This window comes from Actinomadura sp. NPDC000929, assembly GCF_040492065.1.
GTDB lineage: Bacteria > Actinomycetota > Actinomycetes > Streptosporangiales > Streptosporangiaceae > Spirillospora > Spirillospora verrucosospora.
Map to the genome: position 1 here is coordinate 26,224 of NZ_JBEUPA010000039.1, position 15,148 is coordinate 41,371.

The 15,148-nt window shown below is 72.3% G+C and carries 14 protein-coding genes and 2 pseudogenes; 10 read left to right on the forward strand and 6 right to left on the reverse strand.

Annotated elements, in window-relative coordinates; all coding sequences use genetic code 11:
• Window positions 1-19 precede the first annotated feature (19 nt).
• The 3 genes and pseudogenes from ABWI04_RS42815 to ABWI04_RS16830 all read right to left on the reverse strand — a co-directional run.
• A pseudogene (locus ABWI04_RS42815) lies at window positions 20-82 on the reverse strand (hypothetical protein); the annotation flags it as partial.
• 481 nt (window positions 83-563) lie between these two features.
• Window positions 564-1,214, reverse strand: coding sequence for a response regulator transcription factor (locus tag ABWI04_RS16825; protein ID WP_345174174.1), 651 nt, complete (start codon window positions 1,212-1,214; stop codon window positions 564-566).
• Window positions 1,202-2,458: a sensor histidine kinase gene (locus tag ABWI04_RS16830; protein ID WP_353832965.1), complete on the reverse strand. Its 1,257-nt coding sequence runs from the start codon at window positions 2,456-2,458 to the stop codon at window positions 1,202-1,204. Before ABWI04_RS16830 ends, ABWI04_RS16825 begins: the two co-directional genes overlap by 13 nt.
• 397 nt (window positions 2,459-2,855) lie before the next feature.
• On the opposite strand from ABWI04_RS16830, the pseudogene ABWI04_RS16835 reads away from it, so the two are divergent.
• A pseudogene (locus tag ABWI04_RS16835) lies at window positions 2,856-3,020 on the forward strand (SDR family oxidoreductase); the annotation flags it as partial.
• Between the two features lie 82 nt (window positions 3,021-3,102).
• On the opposite strand, the gene ABWI04_RS16840 reads toward ABWI04_RS16835, so the two are convergent.
• Window positions 3,103-3,804, reverse strand: a complete 702-nt coding sequence (locus tag ABWI04_RS16840) for a 2-keto-4-pentenoate hydratase (RefSeq protein WP_353832966.1) — start codon at window positions 3,802-3,804, stop codon at window positions 3,103-3,105.
• Between the two features lie 261 nt (window positions 3,805-4,065).
• Between ABWI04_RS16840 and ABWI04_RS16845 the strand changes: the two genes are divergently transcribed.
• On the forward strand, window positions 4,066-5,745 hold the full coding sequence (locus ABWI04_RS16845) for an MFS transporter (RefSeq protein WP_353832967.1): 1,680 nt from the start codon (window positions 4,066-4,068) through the stop codon (window positions 5,743-5,745).
• A 27-nt stretch (window positions 5,746-5,772) separates the two neighbouring features.
• Window positions 5,773-5,970 (forward strand): tautomerase family protein, encoded by a 198-nt coding sequence (locus ABWI04_RS16850; RefSeq protein WP_353832968.1) that lies wholly within the window; start codon window positions 5,773-5,775, stop codon window positions 5,968-5,970.
• 50 nt (window positions 5,971-6,020) lie between these two features.
• On the opposite strand, the gene ABWI04_RS16855 is transcribed toward ABWI04_RS16850, so the two are convergent.
• Window positions 6,021-6,785: an SDR family NAD(P)-dependent oxidoreductase gene (locus tag ABWI04_RS16855; RefSeq protein ID WP_353832969.1), complete on the reverse strand. Its 765-nt coding sequence runs from the start codon at window positions 6,783-6,785 to the stop codon at window positions 6,021-6,023.
• 155 nt (window positions 6,786-6,940) lie between these two features.
• Between ABWI04_RS16855 and ABWI04_RS16860 the strand changes: the two genes are divergently transcribed.
• From ABWI04_RS16860 to ABWI04_RS16890, 7 genes are all read left to right on the forward strand, one after another.
• Window positions 6,941-7,714 carry an enoyl-CoA hydratase/isomerase family protein gene (locus ABWI04_RS16860; protein WP_353832970.1) on the forward strand — a complete coding sequence of 258 codons (774 nt, stop codon included), beginning with the start codon at window positions 6,941-6,943 and terminating at the stop codon, window positions 7,712-7,714.
• A gap of 102 nt (window positions 7,715-7,816) precedes the next feature.
• Window positions 7,817-9,247, forward strand: coding sequence for an aldehyde dehydrogenase (locus ABWI04_RS16865; protein ID WP_353832971.1), 1,431 nt, complete (start codon window positions 7,817-7,819; stop codon window positions 9,245-9,247).
• Window positions 9,248-9,297: 50 nt separating this feature from the next.
• A complete protein-coding gene (locus ABWI04_RS16870) occupies window positions 9,298-9,714 on the forward strand; it encodes a RidA family protein (protein ID WP_353832972.1) in 417 nt (138 codons plus the stop codon).
• A complete protein-coding gene (locus tag ABWI04_RS16875) occupies window positions 9,711-11,279 on the forward strand; it encodes an amidohydrolase (RefSeq protein WP_353832973.1) in 1,569 nt (522 codons plus the stop codon). The genes ABWI04_RS16870 and ABWI04_RS16875 overlap by 4 nt, the downstream gene beginning before the upstream one ends.
• A 21-nt stretch (window positions 11,280-11,300) precedes the next feature.
• Window positions 11,301-11,822 carry a 3-hydroxyanthranilate 3,4-dioxygenase gene (locus tag ABWI04_RS16880; protein WP_353832974.1) on the forward strand — a complete coding sequence of 174 codons (522 nt, stop codon included), beginning with the start codon at window positions 11,301-11,303 and terminating at the stop codon, window positions 11,820-11,822.
• A complete protein-coding gene (locus ABWI04_RS16885) occupies window positions 11,819-13,285 on the forward strand; it encodes a class I adenylate-forming enzyme family protein (RefSeq protein ID WP_353832975.1) in 1,467 nt (488 codons plus the stop codon). The genes ABWI04_RS16880 and ABWI04_RS16885 overlap by 4 nt, the downstream gene beginning before the upstream one ends.
• Window positions 13,282-14,301 (forward strand): amidohydrolase family protein, encoded by a 1,020-nt coding sequence (locus ABWI04_RS16890; RefSeq protein ID WP_353832976.1) that lies wholly within the window; start codon window positions 13,282-13,284, stop codon window positions 14,299-14,301. The genes ABWI04_RS16885 and ABWI04_RS16890 overlap by 4 nt, the downstream gene beginning before the upstream one ends.
• Here the strand turns inward: ABWI04_RS16890 and ABWI04_RS16895 are convergent.
• Complete coding sequence (locus ABWI04_RS16895) at window positions 14,273-15,109, reverse strand: IclR family transcriptional regulator (protein ID WP_353832977.1); 837 nt, start codon at window positions 15,107-15,109, stop codon at window positions 14,273-14,275. The two genes, ABWI04_RS16890 and ABWI04_RS16895, sit on opposite strands and share 29 nt — an antisense overlap.
• Between the last annotated feature and the right edge of the window lie 39 nt (window positions 15,110-15,148).

Below are 15,148 nucleotides of genomic sequence, written 5' to 3' on the forward strand. Positions count from 1 at the left end.
CGCGGTAGCCCTTCATCGCCGCCTCAGTACCCAGCGCGATCAGCTTGTGGGACTTGCCGGTGCCGGAGTCACCGACCAGCAGAGTGGCTGGCTCTCAATTCACCTTGGCCTACGCCAACCCGCGTGCCAACGCCGACTTCGCCCGAAGCCGGATCGCCACCCACCTCACCGCCGCTCGCACCGCGCTGGCCGAAGCCACCGGCATGCTGGGCAGCGCCGCCACGAGCGCGGACCCAACCGAGCAGCGCCTTCTCGCCGCCCGAAAGCGCAGCTCGCAGGCGGCCTCGGCCGCTCCCGGCTCCGGCCGACTCCCCACCCCCGCACCGCCGAACCGGGACGAAGGCGCTGACGCGACGACCGCCCTGACATCGCACCTGCTCCGGACAACAGCCGACCGACCAGCGCGAGCCCCACCCATGCCATTGGCCCTGCGCATGACGGCCACCGCCTTCGACTCCCAGCGCGGCAAAGCCCGGTGGAGAGCGACTGTCCGAAGGTGCCGCATTCCCCGCCAAATGGCGATCAGCGCCGATGTCGACTCGGCATACGGGAAGGGCCGCGTACTATGCGGTCGCAAGGCCCAGGAAGCGCAACACCGCCAGGACGCGGCGGTGGTCGGCGTCGGCCTTGGGCAGGTCGAGCTTGGTGAAGATGCTGTTGATGTGCTTGGCGACGGCGCTCTCGCTCACCACCAGCTCGGCCGCGACGCCGGAGTTGGACCGGCCGCCCGCCATCAGCTCCAGCACCTCCCGCTCGCGCGGTGTCAGCCGGTCGAGCGGATCGCTGTGCCGGCGCACCAGCAGCTGCGCGACGACCTGCGGGTCGAGCGCGGTGCCGCCGGCCGCCACCCGGCGTACCGCCTCGGCGAACTCCTCGACGTCGGCGACCCGTTGCTTGAGCAGATAGCCGACGCCCGAGGTGTTGGCGGCGAGCAGATCGGCGGCGTACCGCTCCTCCACGTACTGCGACAGCAGGAGCACGGCGGTACGCGGATACTGGCGGCGGATCACCAGCGCGGCACGTACTCCCTCGTCGGTGAAGCCGGGCGGCATGCGCACGTCGACCACGGCGATGTCGGGACGGTGCTCCTCGACGGCCGCCAGCAGCCCTTCCGCGTCGGTGACCTGCGCGCACATCTCGAAGCCGGCCGATTCCAGCACCTTGACCACGCCGATGCGCAGCAAGAGGGAATCCTCGGCGATCACGGCGCGCACGGCAGCTCCACGGTGATGACGGTCGGGCCCCCGGCGGGGCTGTGGCAGGAGAACATGCCGTCGACGGACGCGACGCGCTTGGCGAGCCCGGCGTGCCCGGTGCCGCCGCCGGCCGCTGCGAGATCCGCGCCGCCCGCGCCGTCGTCCGCGACGACCACCAACAGTGTCTCCCCGATCCGCTCCACGGTCACATCCGCCCGGGTCGCCTGGGCGTGTTTGACCACGTTCGTCAGGGCTTCGGAGACCACGAAGTACGCGACGGCCTCGACCGTGGGTGAGGGGCGCCGCGGCAGGTCCACCGCCACGCGCACCGGGATCGGGAGGCGGGCGGCGATCCCGGACAGCGCGGCGTCGAGACCGCGATCCTCAAGGACGGCCGGATGCAGGCCGCGCACCAGGTTGTTCAGTTCGGCGATCGCCTCCTTCGCTTCGCGGTGCGCCTCGTCGATCACCTTGCGGGCATCGGCCGGCAGGTCGCCGAGGGTGGCCCTGGCCAGCCCCAGGTTGACGGCGAGTGAGACGAGGCGCTGCTGCGCGCCGTCGTGCAGGTCGCGCTCGATCCGCCGCCGCTCAGCGTCGGCGGCGTCGAGCACACCGGCCCGGCTCTCGGCGAGGTCGGCGACCCGGCGGGTCAGCTTCTCCGTGCGGCTGGGGCCGAGCAGGACCTCGGCCGCCCGGGTGTCCAGCCGCACCAGAGCGCTGGTCAGCCGGGGCCCGAGGAACAGAAGGGCGAGGCCGCCGGCGGTGATGTACGCGGCCTGCGTGGTGTACCCGAGGTCGGTGATCCGCCATTGCGGGGGCAGCGCCCAGATCCACACGTAGAGGGAGGCGGCCACGAGAGCGGCGGCCCAGACGGCGAGGACGGCGAGGTCCAGGACGGCCAGCAGCGGCCCCGCGACGGCGTGGTAGCAGACCTGCCGCCACAGGGCCCGCGTGGTCAGCCGGCGTACCGCCGACCTCCAGTTGCGTCCGGGCCCGGGTGCGGCGGGGCGCGGGAGGTCCTCGCCGACGAGCGCCCGGTAGCGCCGCCGCTGCCCGGCGGTCAGCAGGGGTGTCACCACGAGCGTGAGCAGCACGGGCAGCGCGATCACGGCCGGCGCCCCCGCCATCGCGCCGGCCAGCCAGAGCCACAGTGGCACCACGGCGAGGTGGAGCGGCAGGCCGGCGGCGACGAGCGCGGTCCGGTGTCCCGTCCCGCGGAACGGCCGGCCCAGCACCAGCCGCAGCCACGTCGTGAGTTGCATGCGCCAAACGGTAAAGCCGCAGGCCGTCCCCATGCCATGACGCTGCCGCCCGCTTCGGGGGTGTACTTTGCTCCAGCCCAGGTCGGAACCCGGCGTGACTGACGGCGCCCCAGTGCACGCCGGAGGCTGGAGTACGTGAAGGGGACAGCCGACGGGGAGCGGGGGAAGGGGATGCGTCAACTGGCGTCGTGCGATGAAGAAGGGGCCAGCGCCGAGATGATCCCGTGCTACGAAGAGGTGGAGGAGCCGCGCCCGGCGCGGGGCATGCGGCGGGCCGCGGGGGCTGCTGGTCGCCTGCGGGCTCGGCCTGCTGCCGTGGCGGCGCTCGGGCTCGCTGGTCAACATCGGGTCCCGCACCTGGCTCGGGGGCGGCCATCCCGGCTAAGCCGCTTCGAAGGCCGGCCTGGTCGGCCTCACCAGGTCCCTGGCCCTGGAACTGGCCCCGATCGGAGTCCGCTCCAACGCGGTCGCACCGAGCTTCGTCCGCGCCAGGTTCAGCGGATGCTGGACGACTACGTCCTCCACTTCTGCGCCGGCTCCCAACCCCCTCTTCCTCACCTGACGACCCGGCCGGAGGCGGGTCGTCCAGGAGTCGGGGTCGTGCATGAATGGCAGCAGTCGGCGTTGACCAGGCCCGTAGGCGATCACATGGGGCGAGCTTCGCCGCAGGACACGGTCACCACGCCGAGGTGGGTGAACTCGGCGGTGACCGGGCGATCCGGTTCCAGGGGGACGGCGTCGGTCATCCCGCCGGTGAGGACGATCCAGCCCTCTTCCAGGGCCAGTCCTCGCTCGGCGAGGGAGTTGGCGGCGAGCGCGAGTGCCCGTGCCGGGTGGCCCTGGACGGCCGCGCCTGTCGCGGTGTCGACCACTGTGCTCCCCACGCTGAGTACGCAGGTTTCGAGGGCGAGGTCCAGGTCGGTGGGCTCCACTTCCTTGTCCCCCAGGACGAAGAGGGCGGACGATGCGTTGTCGGCGACCACGTCGGGGAGGGTGAACCGGAAGTCGCGGTAACGGCTGTCGATCACTTCCAGGCCCGCGGACACGCTCCGCACCGCCGCCATCGCCGAGGACGGTGTGACCCCGGGGCCCTCCAGCCGGCGCCCGAGAGCGAAGACGATCTCGGGCTCCACCCGCGGGTGTATGAGCCGTCCGACCGGCACGGGTGCTCCGGGTTCGAGCAGCATGCCGTCGGTGAGCCAGCCGGTCAGCGGCGCGGACACGCCCATCCGCCGCTGCTTGGCGAGCGAGGTGAGGCCGAGCTTTACACCGACGATCCTCTCGCCCGCGGCGACCCTGGCCGCCACCAGTCCCGACTGCACCTGGTAGGCGGTCTCGAGGTCCAAGCCCGGCCAGTCCTCAGTGAGGGGATGGCGCGCGGTACGGTCCGTCTCCGCCGCGCGCAGCGCTTCTACGGCCCGATCGACCGTCCATGTGTTCGCCGTCATGGTGGCCAACCGTGGACCGGGGCGAGCACGACTTCCATTCGGCATTCCCGCATACCGGAAACCGGGTGGTGGCTTCCGTCACTGCCGGTCCTACGTTCTCTCCAACCCGCCGCAGGGCTCCGAGGTGGGGAAACCCTTCCAGGCTGGAGGAAACCGTCGATGAACAGACAGGAACTCAAGGTCGTCGGCGCGTCGGCCGTCGGCACGGCGTTCGAGTGGTACGACTTCTTCCTGTACGGCGCGCTCGTACCCGTGATCGGCAGCAAGTTCTTCAGCGACTACGGCTCGGCGGCGCAGACCGTGTTCGCGCTGCTGACCTTCGCCGCCGGGTTCGTCGTCCGGCCGATCGGCGCGCTGGTGTTCGCGCGGATCACCGACCGGGTCGGCCGCAAGATCGTGTTCCTGATCACGCTCGTGCTGATGGGCGTCTCGACGGTCGCCGTCGGTCTGCTGCCCACCGCGGACGAGATCGGCATCCTGGCACCGATCCTTCTGGTGACCTGCCGCATCCTGCAGGGAATGGCGGTCAGCGGTGAGTTCGGCGCCGCGGTCACCTACGTGTCGGAGTACGCCCCGCCGCGGCAGCGCGGGTTCTTCCTCGGCTGGCTGACCGGCACCACGGCGCTCGCCTTCAGCCTCTCGCTGGGCGTGCAGCTGCTGGTGCAGGCCATCGTGGGCGCGGCCGCCTTCGAGGAGTGGGGCTGGCGGGTGCCGTTCCTCATCTCCGTCTTCCCGCTCGCGCTCTCGGTGTGGATCCGCACCAAGCTGAACGAGAGCCCGCTGTTCCTGCGGATGAAGGAAGGCGGCGCCCTGAGCAAGGCGCCGCTGCGCGAGGCGTTCGGCTCGCGGGCGCGGGTGCGCATGATGGCGATCGTGTTCGTGATGGCCGCGACGCAGTCGTTCATCGGCTACCTGTCCACCGTGTACATGGTGACCACGATGAAGACCTACCTCAAGGCCGACTCGTTCACGGTCAACGCGATCTTCATGGTGGTCATGCTGATCGGGTTCTTCCTGTGCGTGCTCGCCTGCTGGGTCGCCGACCGGATCGGACGGCGGCCGGTGCTGTTCATCGGGCTCGGGCTGGCCGCGCTGCTCGCGTTCCCGGTGACCGGCGCCATCGTCTCGACCACGAATCCGGATCTGGCCCGCGCGCAGAAGAACGTGTCGGTCACCATCCAGGCCGACCCGGCCGAGTGCTCCTTCCAGTTCAACCCCGCGGGCACCGCCACCTTCACCTCCGACTGCGACCGGGCGCGGAACACGCTCCAGACCGACTCTGTCACCTTCGACCGGCAGGACACCGCCGGCCCCACCAAGGTCCTGGTGAACGGCACAGAAGTGTCCGGCGGTCCTCGGATGAGCGAGGACCTGCTGGCGGCGCTCAGGACGGCCGGGTACCCGGTCGGGGGATCGAGCGACACGATCAAGATCAGCGGCATCGGCGACGTCTTCGGCGGGCGCGTCATCGGCGTCGGGCTGCTCCTGCTGGCGCTGGTCGCGTTCGCGCAGATGGCACAAGGGCCGGCCGCGACGGCCATGGCCGAGGTCTTCCCGACCCGTATCCGGGCCACCGCGCTCTCGATCCCCTACCAGCTCGGCGTCGGCGTGTTCGGCGGGCTCCTGCCGGCGACGATGGTCGCGATCGGGGCCGAGCTGGGCAGCACCACCACCGCCCTTTGGTATCCGGTGGGCGCCATCGCGCTGGGGCTGCTGATCTTGGTGTTCGCCCTGCCGGAGACCAAGGGCGTGGACCTCGCCGAGGTCCGCCTGGACGGTGACACGGCCCCCGACGACGAGGCGGCCCCTGAGGAGCCCGTCGTAAGCCAGGGCAGCTGACCGCCGGCCCTCCGGAAGGGAGTTCTCATGCCGATCATCGATGTCTCGCTGCTGACGGGCCGCACCGAGTCCGAGGTGCGCGAGATGATCTCGGCCGTCCACGACGCGGTCGTGGACAGCCTCGGGGTGCCGGCCGAGTCGGTGCGGATCCTGGTACGCGAGCTGCCGCCCACTCACTGGGCCGCGGCCGGCGAGACGATCGCGGAGCGCAGGGCGCGCTCGTAGGAACACGGAAGGCCGGGGCCGATGTCGGCCCCGGCCTTTCCACGTCTCGGTCAGCCCCGGAAGTGCGTGCTGCTCCAACCCCCGTCCACCGGGATGGTGAGGCCGGTGACGAACGCCGCCTCGTCGGATGCCAGGAACGCGATGACCCGCGCGACGTCGATCGGCTGCCCGACCCTCGCCAGGGGGCGCGACCGGGTGACCAGGTCGTCGAAGACGCCCGCGGCCACCTTCGCGCGGGTCGCCGGGGTCTCGATCAGGCCCGGCGCCACCGCGTTGACCCGGATGCCGCGCCGGCCGTACTCGGCCGCCATCTGGCGGGTGAGGCTGGAGACCGCGCCCTTGGCCGCCGAGTACGGCGCGGACCCGGCGACCCCGGTCAGCGCGAACGTCGACGACGTGTTGACGATCGTCCCGCCCGCGTCGCCGAACGCGATCACCGCGCGGCGGCTGAGCGCGAACGTCGTGCCGAGGTTGGTCCGCAGGAAGAACTCGAAGTCCTCGTCCGTGGTGTCGGCCGCCGGCCGGTCCCCGGCCTTGCCGGCGATGTTGGCCAGCATGTCAGGCGCGCCGACGGCCTGGGCGCACTCGTCGAAGACCCGTTCCGCCGCGCCTGCGGCGGTGAGGTCGACGGCCAGCACGGCCACCTCGTCACCCGCCGCCGCCACCTCGTCCCGCAGCTCCAGCAGGCCCTCCTCGTCGCGGTCCACGGCTAGCACCGCCGCACCGCGGGCGGCGAACAGCGCGGCGGTCGCGCGTCCGATGCCCGACGCCGCCCCTGTGACGATCGCCGTCTTGCCGCGCAGCTGCCCGTTCACCAGTCTTCCTCCCGAACCTCGATGTGCACCCGGTGTGCACGCGACGTCATGAGCTCCGATCATGCGTGGTGGCACGGTGCCCGGCCACCTGCGGGCTTCCGCTCAATGAGAACCGTTGCTGGTGGCCGAGGCCCGCCTCCGGTCGGCTTTGGGCCATGGACGTACGTGGACTGCGGGTCACCTTCCCCGCCGAGGGGATCGCGCTGCTGGAACTGGACCGGCCGCACCGCCGCAACGCACTGGACCGTGCGCTGCTCGACGGGCTGCCCGGAGTGCTGACCGGGTTGGACGGCGACGCCGCCGTACGGGCTCTGGTGGTGACCGGGCGCGGCGGTGCGTTCTGCGCGGGCGGCGACCTGGACGCGATCGGCGATCTGGGGAACGAGACGCCGCAGGAGGCGCGGGAGCGCATGACCCGCGAGTTCTCCATCGCCGAACTGCTGCTGGACTTCCGTGCGCCGACCGTCGCCGTGGTGGACGGTCCGGCCGTCGGCGCCGGAATGGCCCTCGCCCTCGCCTGCGATCTGCGGATCGGGTCGTGCGGCGCGGTGTTCGCCAGCACCTTCATCAAGATGGCGCTGGTGCCCGACTTCGGCGTCTCGTGGCTGCTGGCGCGGGCCGTCGGTGCGGCGCGGGCCACGGAGCTGGCGGTGTCGGGACGCAAGGTCGCGGCGGAGGAGGCCGTCCGGATCGGCCTGCTCGACGTGGTCGTGGCCGATCCCCTCGCGCAGGCACTCGGCCGCGCCGAGCAGCTCGCCGCGGCGCCGCCCGAGGCGGCGCGGGCCACCAAGCACCTGATCGCGGCGGCGGCCGCCGGCGGGTTCGCGGAGTCGGTCGAACGGGAGATCGCCGAGCAGATCCGGGCGGTGCGCTCGCCGGAGTTCCGGCGGCGGTGGGCCGAGTGGTCGCGCGCGGTGCGCGGGCGCTGACGGCGTTTCCGCCGTGTTTCCCGCCGAGTGGAAACCGCCCGTTGATCGTGCGCTGGTCGCACGCCGAGAGTTTACGCACAGCGAGGAAGAGGAGGACCAGCGGTGGAATCGTTCGGGCACGTCATCGGGGGCGAAGAGGTCGCCTCGGCCGACGGGACGGCGTTCGAGTCCGTGGACCCGTGGACGCGGAGGCCATGGGCCACGGTGGCGCTCGGCTCGGCCGACGAGGCGGGGCGCGCCGTGCGGTCCGCGCGGTCGGCCTTCGACGAGGGCCCGTGGCCGCGGATGAGCTTCGCCGAGCGCGGCGCGACCCTGCGCCGCCTCGCCGACCTGCTGGAGAAGCACGCCGACGAGTTGGCGGCCGCCGACACCGCGGACATGGGCAAACCGATCACCCAGACCGCGGGCCACGACGTCCCCCGAGCCGCACAGAACTTCCGGTTCTTCGCCGACCACGCCCAGATCACCCCTGCTGAGACGTTCCCCATGCCGGCCGGACACCACGCCTACACCCAGTACGACCCCGCGGGCGTCGTGGCGGCCATCGCGCCGTGGAACTTCCCGCTGATGATGGCGAGCTGGAAGGTGGCACCCGCGCTGGCGTGGGGCAACACGGTCGTGCTCAAGCCCGCCGAGCAGTCGCCCGCCTCGGCCACCATCCTGGCCCGGCTGGCGATCGAGGCGGGACTGCCGCCCGGCGTGCTCAACGTCGTCCACGGGTTCGGGCCGGACTCGGTGGGCCAGGCGCTGACCGAGTCGCCGCTGGTCGACCGGATCACCTTCACCGGGGAGTCGGCCACCGGCCGGCTGATCTCCAAGGCCGCTGCGGCCAACCTGACGCCGGTGAGCCTGGAACTGGGCGGCAAGGGCGCGAACATCGTCTTCGCCGACGCGGACATTGAGCAGGCGGTCCGCTGGTCCATCCAGGCGGTGTTCCGCAACAGCGGGCAGGTCTGCCTGGCGGGCAGCCGGCTGTACGTGCAGCGCGAGGTCTACGACGAGTTCCTGGCCAGGTTCACCGCCGCGGCCGACGAGCTCGTGCTCGGCGACCCCAAGGACCCGGCGACGCAGATCGGCCCGCTGTCCTCGCGGGAACACTTCACGAAGGTGGCGGGTTACCTCGACATCGCGACCGCGGCCGGCGCGCGGCTGCACACCGGCGGTGTCGGGGAGGGATGGGCCGTGCGGCCGACGGTGGTGGTCGGTGCCGGGCAGCGCGACCGGGTCACCCAGGAGGAGATCTTCGGACCGGTCGCGGTCGTGCTCCCGTTCGACGACGAGGCGGAGGCGGTGGCGGCGGCCAACGACACGCCGTACGGCCTGAACGCCATGCTCTTCACCCAGGACCTGTCCCGCGCACACCGCGTCGCACGCGCGCTGCGGGTCGGCACCGTCTGGGCGAACTGCTTCTTCGTCCGGGACCTCCGTGCCCCCTTCGGCGGCGCCAAGGACTCCGGCGTCGGCCGAGAGGGCGGAACGTACAGCCGGGAGTTCTTCACCGAGCCCAAGGCCGTCATCATGGAGATCTCGTGACGGAACGTAGTCGCATCGCGCCGGCACGTCCGACCCGCAAGGAGCAGACAATGACCGACATCCAGGCCGTCAGCACCCGGAACGCGCCCACCGTGGGCTTCTCCACGGGGACGGCCGCGCCGCTTTCCCAGGCGATCGTGCACGGCGGCACCATCTACTGTTCGGGCACCGGGCCGCTGGACCCGGAGACCCGCACCATCGTCTCCGACGACTTCGCCGAGCAGGCCAGGCAGACGCTCGCCAACCTGCTCGCGGTCGTCGAGGCGGCTGGCGGCAGCCGGGAGACCATCCTCAAGTGCACCTGCTTCGTGCGCGATGTGGAGAACTTCCCGGTGTTCAACGCCGTCTACCGCGAATTCTTCGAGGGCAACCCGCACTTTCCCGCGCGGACGACGGTCATCGCGACCCCGCACCGCACCGGCGTGCAGGTCGAGGTCGAATGCGTCGCCGCCGTGAGCGGGTCATGACCGACCTGGTCCTCCTCGGCGGTCGGGTGCACACGCTGGACGCGCGCGGCACGGTCGCCGAGGCGGTGGCGGTGACCGGTGGCCGGGTGTCCGCGGTCGGTTCGGACGCCGACGTCGCACGCCTGGCCGGCCCGTCCACCAGGGTGGTGCGGCTCGCGGGCCGCGCCGTCGTCCCCGGGCTGAACGACTCGCACTGCCACTTCGAGAACGCGGGTATGGACGGGCACACCGTGTCGTTCGCGGGCGTCCGCACGCTCGACGCGGCACTGGACCGGATCGCCGCGCTGGCCGCCACCCGCGAGCCCGGCGCATGGGTGCAGGGGCAGCCGTGGAACCCGGCGCTCCAGCTCGCCGAAGGCCGGGGTCCCGACCGGCGCGAGCTGGACCGCGCGGCGGGCGGACGGCCGGTGTACCTGCCGGAGGGCCACGCCGCGACGGCCAGCACCGCCGCGCTGGAAAGGGCCGGCATCCGCCCGGACGGGCATGACGGCAGGCTGGTCGAGGGCGCCATGCACGCCGTCGCGCGGGTGATCCCCGAATGGACCCGGGAGGAGCGCGCCGCCCAGCTCACCACGGCCATGAGGGTGCTCAACCGGAGCGGCATCACATCGGTGGTGGCGGGCGCGCTGCCGCCGGGGGACGTCGAGGCGGTGCGCGGGCTGATCAAGGACGGACGCTCCACCGTCCGCGTGGCCGCGATGGTCACGCCGACCGGCGAGCTCAACCCGTCGGTGCCGCTCGCGGACTGGGAGGCGCTCGTGGCCTGCGGCCCGCCCGCGCCCATCGGCGGGCACTATGTCACACGCGGTATAAAGCTGCAGGTGGACGGTGGTATGACGCTCGGAACGGCGGCCATGCGCGAGCCGTACCTCACCCGTCCCGGTTACCACGGGGAGATGGTCACCGACCGGGACCGATTGGCCGGGCTGGTCGGCGCGGCGCACCGTGCGGGCTGGCCGGTCGGAACGCACGTGGTGGGCGATGCCGCGATCGATGTCGCCCTCGATGTCTATGCCGCGACCCGGAACCGGCGCCTTCTGCCGGACGTGCTCATTCACGCGAGTCTGATCCGGCCCGACCAGATTGCCCGCGCCCGCACGCTGGGTGTCCAGGTGGCCGCCCAGATGCCGTTCCTGTGGCGGAACCGGGCGGCCATCGCCGGCCACCTCGGTGGCGCCCGCACCGAGGCCGCCGTCCCCCTGCGCGACCTCGTGGACGGCCTCGGCCTCGACGGCGTCTCGGCCGGCACCGACTATCCGATCAACGCCCTCGACCCGTTCCAGAACATCTACGCCATGACGACCAGGCGCGACGCGGCCGGTGACGTCGTGGGCGGCGCGCAGGGGGTCACCCGGTCGGAGGCTCTGCGCCTCTACACCACGTCCGGCGCCGCGCACACCGGCGAGCAGGAGGTGAAGGGCCGACTCGACGCGGGCGCGTTCGCCGACCTGACCGTGCTCGATGCCGACCCGCTCACCGCGCCCGACGACCGGCTCCGCGCCACCGAGGTCCTGATGACCGTCGTCGACGGCCAGATCGTGCACGACACCGGTCTGCTCGACTGAGCAGCACACCAGGAGGCAACCATGCACCCCAGCCAGATGCCCATCGTCGAACTGCGGAAGGCGGCGGACGAGCTGCGGGAGAGCGGCAGGCGGGTCAAGGTGCTGTGGCAGGAGAGCGAGTCGCTCGCCTTCCTCGCCCGTGGTCGCGAATACCGCAGCGAGTTCCACCTCAACCCGAGCGACGAGGTGATGTTCATGGTGCGGGGCTCCATGGACCTGCACTACCGCAAGCCGGAGGGCGGCTCGGACATCGCGGTGATCCCCGAGGGCGGGACCATTTTCACGCCCACCGGCATCGCCCATTCGCCCCGGTTCGCCCCGGACGCTTTCGTGCTGGTCATCGAACGGCTGCGGCGGCCGGGCGAGCTGGACCGCTTCCACTGGTTCTGTCCGAACTGCGATGAGTTCCTGCATGAGGAGGCCGTGCACGTGAGCGACTACCGCACCGATCCGGTGGCGGGCGCCTACCAGCGGTTCTATGGCGACGTCGCCGCGCGGACCTGCAAGTCCTGCGGCACGGTCATGCCGGACGAGCGGCTGTGACGGCGATCGGCGGGCTGGTGCTCGACGCGCTGCGCGCGTGGCCCGACCGCGTCGCGTTCCGGCAGGGGAGCGCCGAGCTGACCTATCGCGAGGCTGAGCGACTGGTCCTGGGCGTGGTGGAAACGCTGGCCGAGGCCGGCCTGCGGCCGGGAGACACGGTGCTGCAGATCCGGCCGAACGATCCGCTGCAGTGGCTGGTGAACGCCTCCTGCTACGTGGCGGGACACCGCTCGGCCGCGCTGCCGCCGGGTGGCCTGCGCGGCCCCGCGCTGGCTGAAAGGCTGCGCCTGGTCGCCCCGGATGCCGTGCTCGCCGAGCCGGGCGATCCGGATCTGGACGCGTGGCTACGAGCCCGTCCGGAGGTGCGCGCGCTGACCGATCGTGACCTGACGGTCCTGCGGGAGTCCGGGGCCGTTGCACGGGAGACCGGAAACATCGCGGAAGCGCCCGCGAGTGTGGTGGTGCGGCTGGCGTTCACCTCCGGCACCACCGGGCCGGTCAAGGGCGTCGAGCTTTCCGGCGGCGCTCTCGGCGCGGTGGCGACCGCGCTGCGCGACACCCTGCCGTGGCCGGCGCGGCCGCGCGTGCTGTGCGCGGAGTCGGTGTCCGGCGGCTTCGGCAACATGGTGCTGCCGACGCTGATGCTGGGCGGAACGTTCATCATCTCGGAGCGTTCCGGCCCTGACGCGCTTCTGGACGCAGCGGCGGCGCACGATCCGACCGTGCTGATGGCCATGCCGCCCGCGTTGCGCGCTCTCCTGGCCCATCCGGACGCTGCCGGGCAGGACTGGTCGTCCATGGCACTGGTGGTCTACAGCGGGGCTTCGCTCACCGACGAGGAGATCGGCCGCGCGCACGCGCTGTTCGGCGAGGTTCTGTGCGGGGTCTTCGGCCAGGTCGAGGTGCCCAAGACGATCGCGTGGACCTGCCCCGCCGACCACCTGGACCCGCGCTCGCGCTCCTCACTCGGCATGCCGTTCCCCGGGACCGAGGTCCGCGTCTGCACTCCCGGCGGCCGCGACCTCCCGGCGGGGCAGGCGGGGGAGTTGTGGGTGCGGGGCGCGACCACCGCGCACGCCTACGCCTTCCCCTCGGGCACACCGGTCGAGAACGGGTGGCTGCGCACCGGCGATGTCTGCCGGCGCGACGCCGACGGCCGCCTTCACTACGTCAACCGCGTCCATGACGCGCTGCGGATCGCGGACGCCTACCTATGCCCGAGCGACCTGGAGGCCGTCGTGTCGCAGCGCATTGGGCATCCGGTGGCGGTCGCCCCGACCGGCCCGGCGAGCGTCGCCGTTCTCGTCGAGGGTGTCACGCCGGGGGGCTCGGTGGAGGAAGCCGTGCGCGACGCGCTTCGCGACGCGCCCGTCACGGTCGACGAGGTCGTCCCCGTGGAGCGGTTGCTTCGCGACGTCATGGGGCGGCTCGACCGGGCCCGGCTCGCCGGGGTGGCCGGATGAGCGACATTCCGCCGCCGGCGGGGCCGGTGATCGACGTGCACGCCCATGCCCTGCCGCTGCCGTTGCTGACCTGGCTTTCCGGCCGCGGCCTCGCCGACCTGTCCGGCCTCGCCGACGGTGTGGTCAGGATCGAGCCCCTGGTGTCCGGGATACCGGCGGGCGCGCCGATTCCGCTGCCCCCCGCTCAGTACGAGGTCGCCAGGCGGTTGGAGGACATGCGCCGTACGGGCGTCACCCGCCAGCTCGTGTCGATACCCCCGTTCGTGACGTGCGCCGACGCCACCGACGAGAAGGACGTTCTCGCCGTGGTCCGCCATGGCAACGACGCGCTCGCCAACCTCCTCGCCGGGCACCGCGGGGTGCTCGACCCGCTCGGATACGTGCCGCTCGGCACGCCGGCCGCGCCGGACGAGGCCCGCCGCTGCCTGGACGAGCTGGGGTGCGCGGGCATCGCCATCGGCACCCGTGGCCTCGGCGCGGAGCTGGACGATCCCGTGCACGAGCCGCTGTGGGAGCTCCTCGCGGACCGCCGGGCATTCGTCTTCCTGCACCCCAACAGCGTCCCTGGCGGCTCACGGCTCGCCGACTACTGGCTGCCCCAGCTCGCGGGATTCCCGATGGAGACCGCGCTCGCCGTCTCGCGGCTCGTTCTCGGCGGCGTCCTGGAACGGCACGACCTGAAGTTGTGCCTGGCGCACGGCGGCGGATGCCTGCCGTCCCTGCTCGGCAGGCTGGACCTCGGCTGGTCGCGCAAGCCGGTCGCCCGCACCACGCCCCGCCCGCCGAGCGACTACCTGCGCCGCCTCTACTACGACACCGCGACCTTCTCCACCCCGCTGCTGCTGCGGCTCGTCGAGGACTTCGGTGCGGACCATGTACTCGTCGGCACGGACTACCCGTTCGAACTCGCCGACACCGACCCGCTCGGCACGGTCGCGGCGCTCGGGCTCGCGCCCGGGGACGCCGTGAACGTCCGGGCGGGGACGGCTACTCGGCTGCTGACCGGAACGGAGTGACGGTGCCGGGCGGGTCGCCGGACTCCGGCCCGCCCGCGTAGCCGTTGGCCAGCTCGCGGGAGATCGACCTCGCCGCCAGCCGCAACGCGGGCTCCACCGCCGCCAGGGACCGGGAATGGACGACGGTGTGGGAGACGACGGAGAGCGCGGCCACGACACGGCGGTCAGGCCCGTGGATGGGGACCGCGACGGACACGGTGCCCGGCGACAGCTCCTCCGCGCACCGGGCGATGCCGGTCGCACGGACCTCCTGGAGCGACCGCATCAGCAGGCCGGGCATGACGATCGTGTGGGGCGTGTACCTCCTCAGCCCGGCCGCGAGCACGGCCTGCTGGAGCTCACGCGGCGCGTGGGCCAGAAGGATCTTGCCTACCCCCGTGGCGTGCAGCGGTGAGCGCCCGCCGACGCGGCTGACCACGCCGACCGAGCGTCGTCCCCACACGCGCTCGACGTAGAGGACCTCGTCGCCGTCCAGTACGGCGAGGTGGACGTTCTCCGCCGTGGTCTCGTTGAGGTCGTGCATGAACGGCAGCGACACGTCGCGCAGCGTGCGCGGCTGCGGGCACAGGGAGCCCAGCTCCCACATGCGCAGCCCGATCCGGTAGACCCCGTCGCGGTCCTTCTTCAGCGCCCCCAGCTCGACCAGCTCGGCCGCGATGCGGTGCACCGTCGAGACCGGCAGCCCGGTGATGGCGGTCAGCTCGATGAGGCGGAGCGCCGGCCGTTCCGGTGAGAACGCGTCGAGCAGAGCGAAGACCCGGCTGGACACTGTGCGGCCGGGTTTGCGGGCATCTCGAGGCGCGGTCATGGCGAGAATCACGGACCCGGTCATCGTGGAATCGGCCGT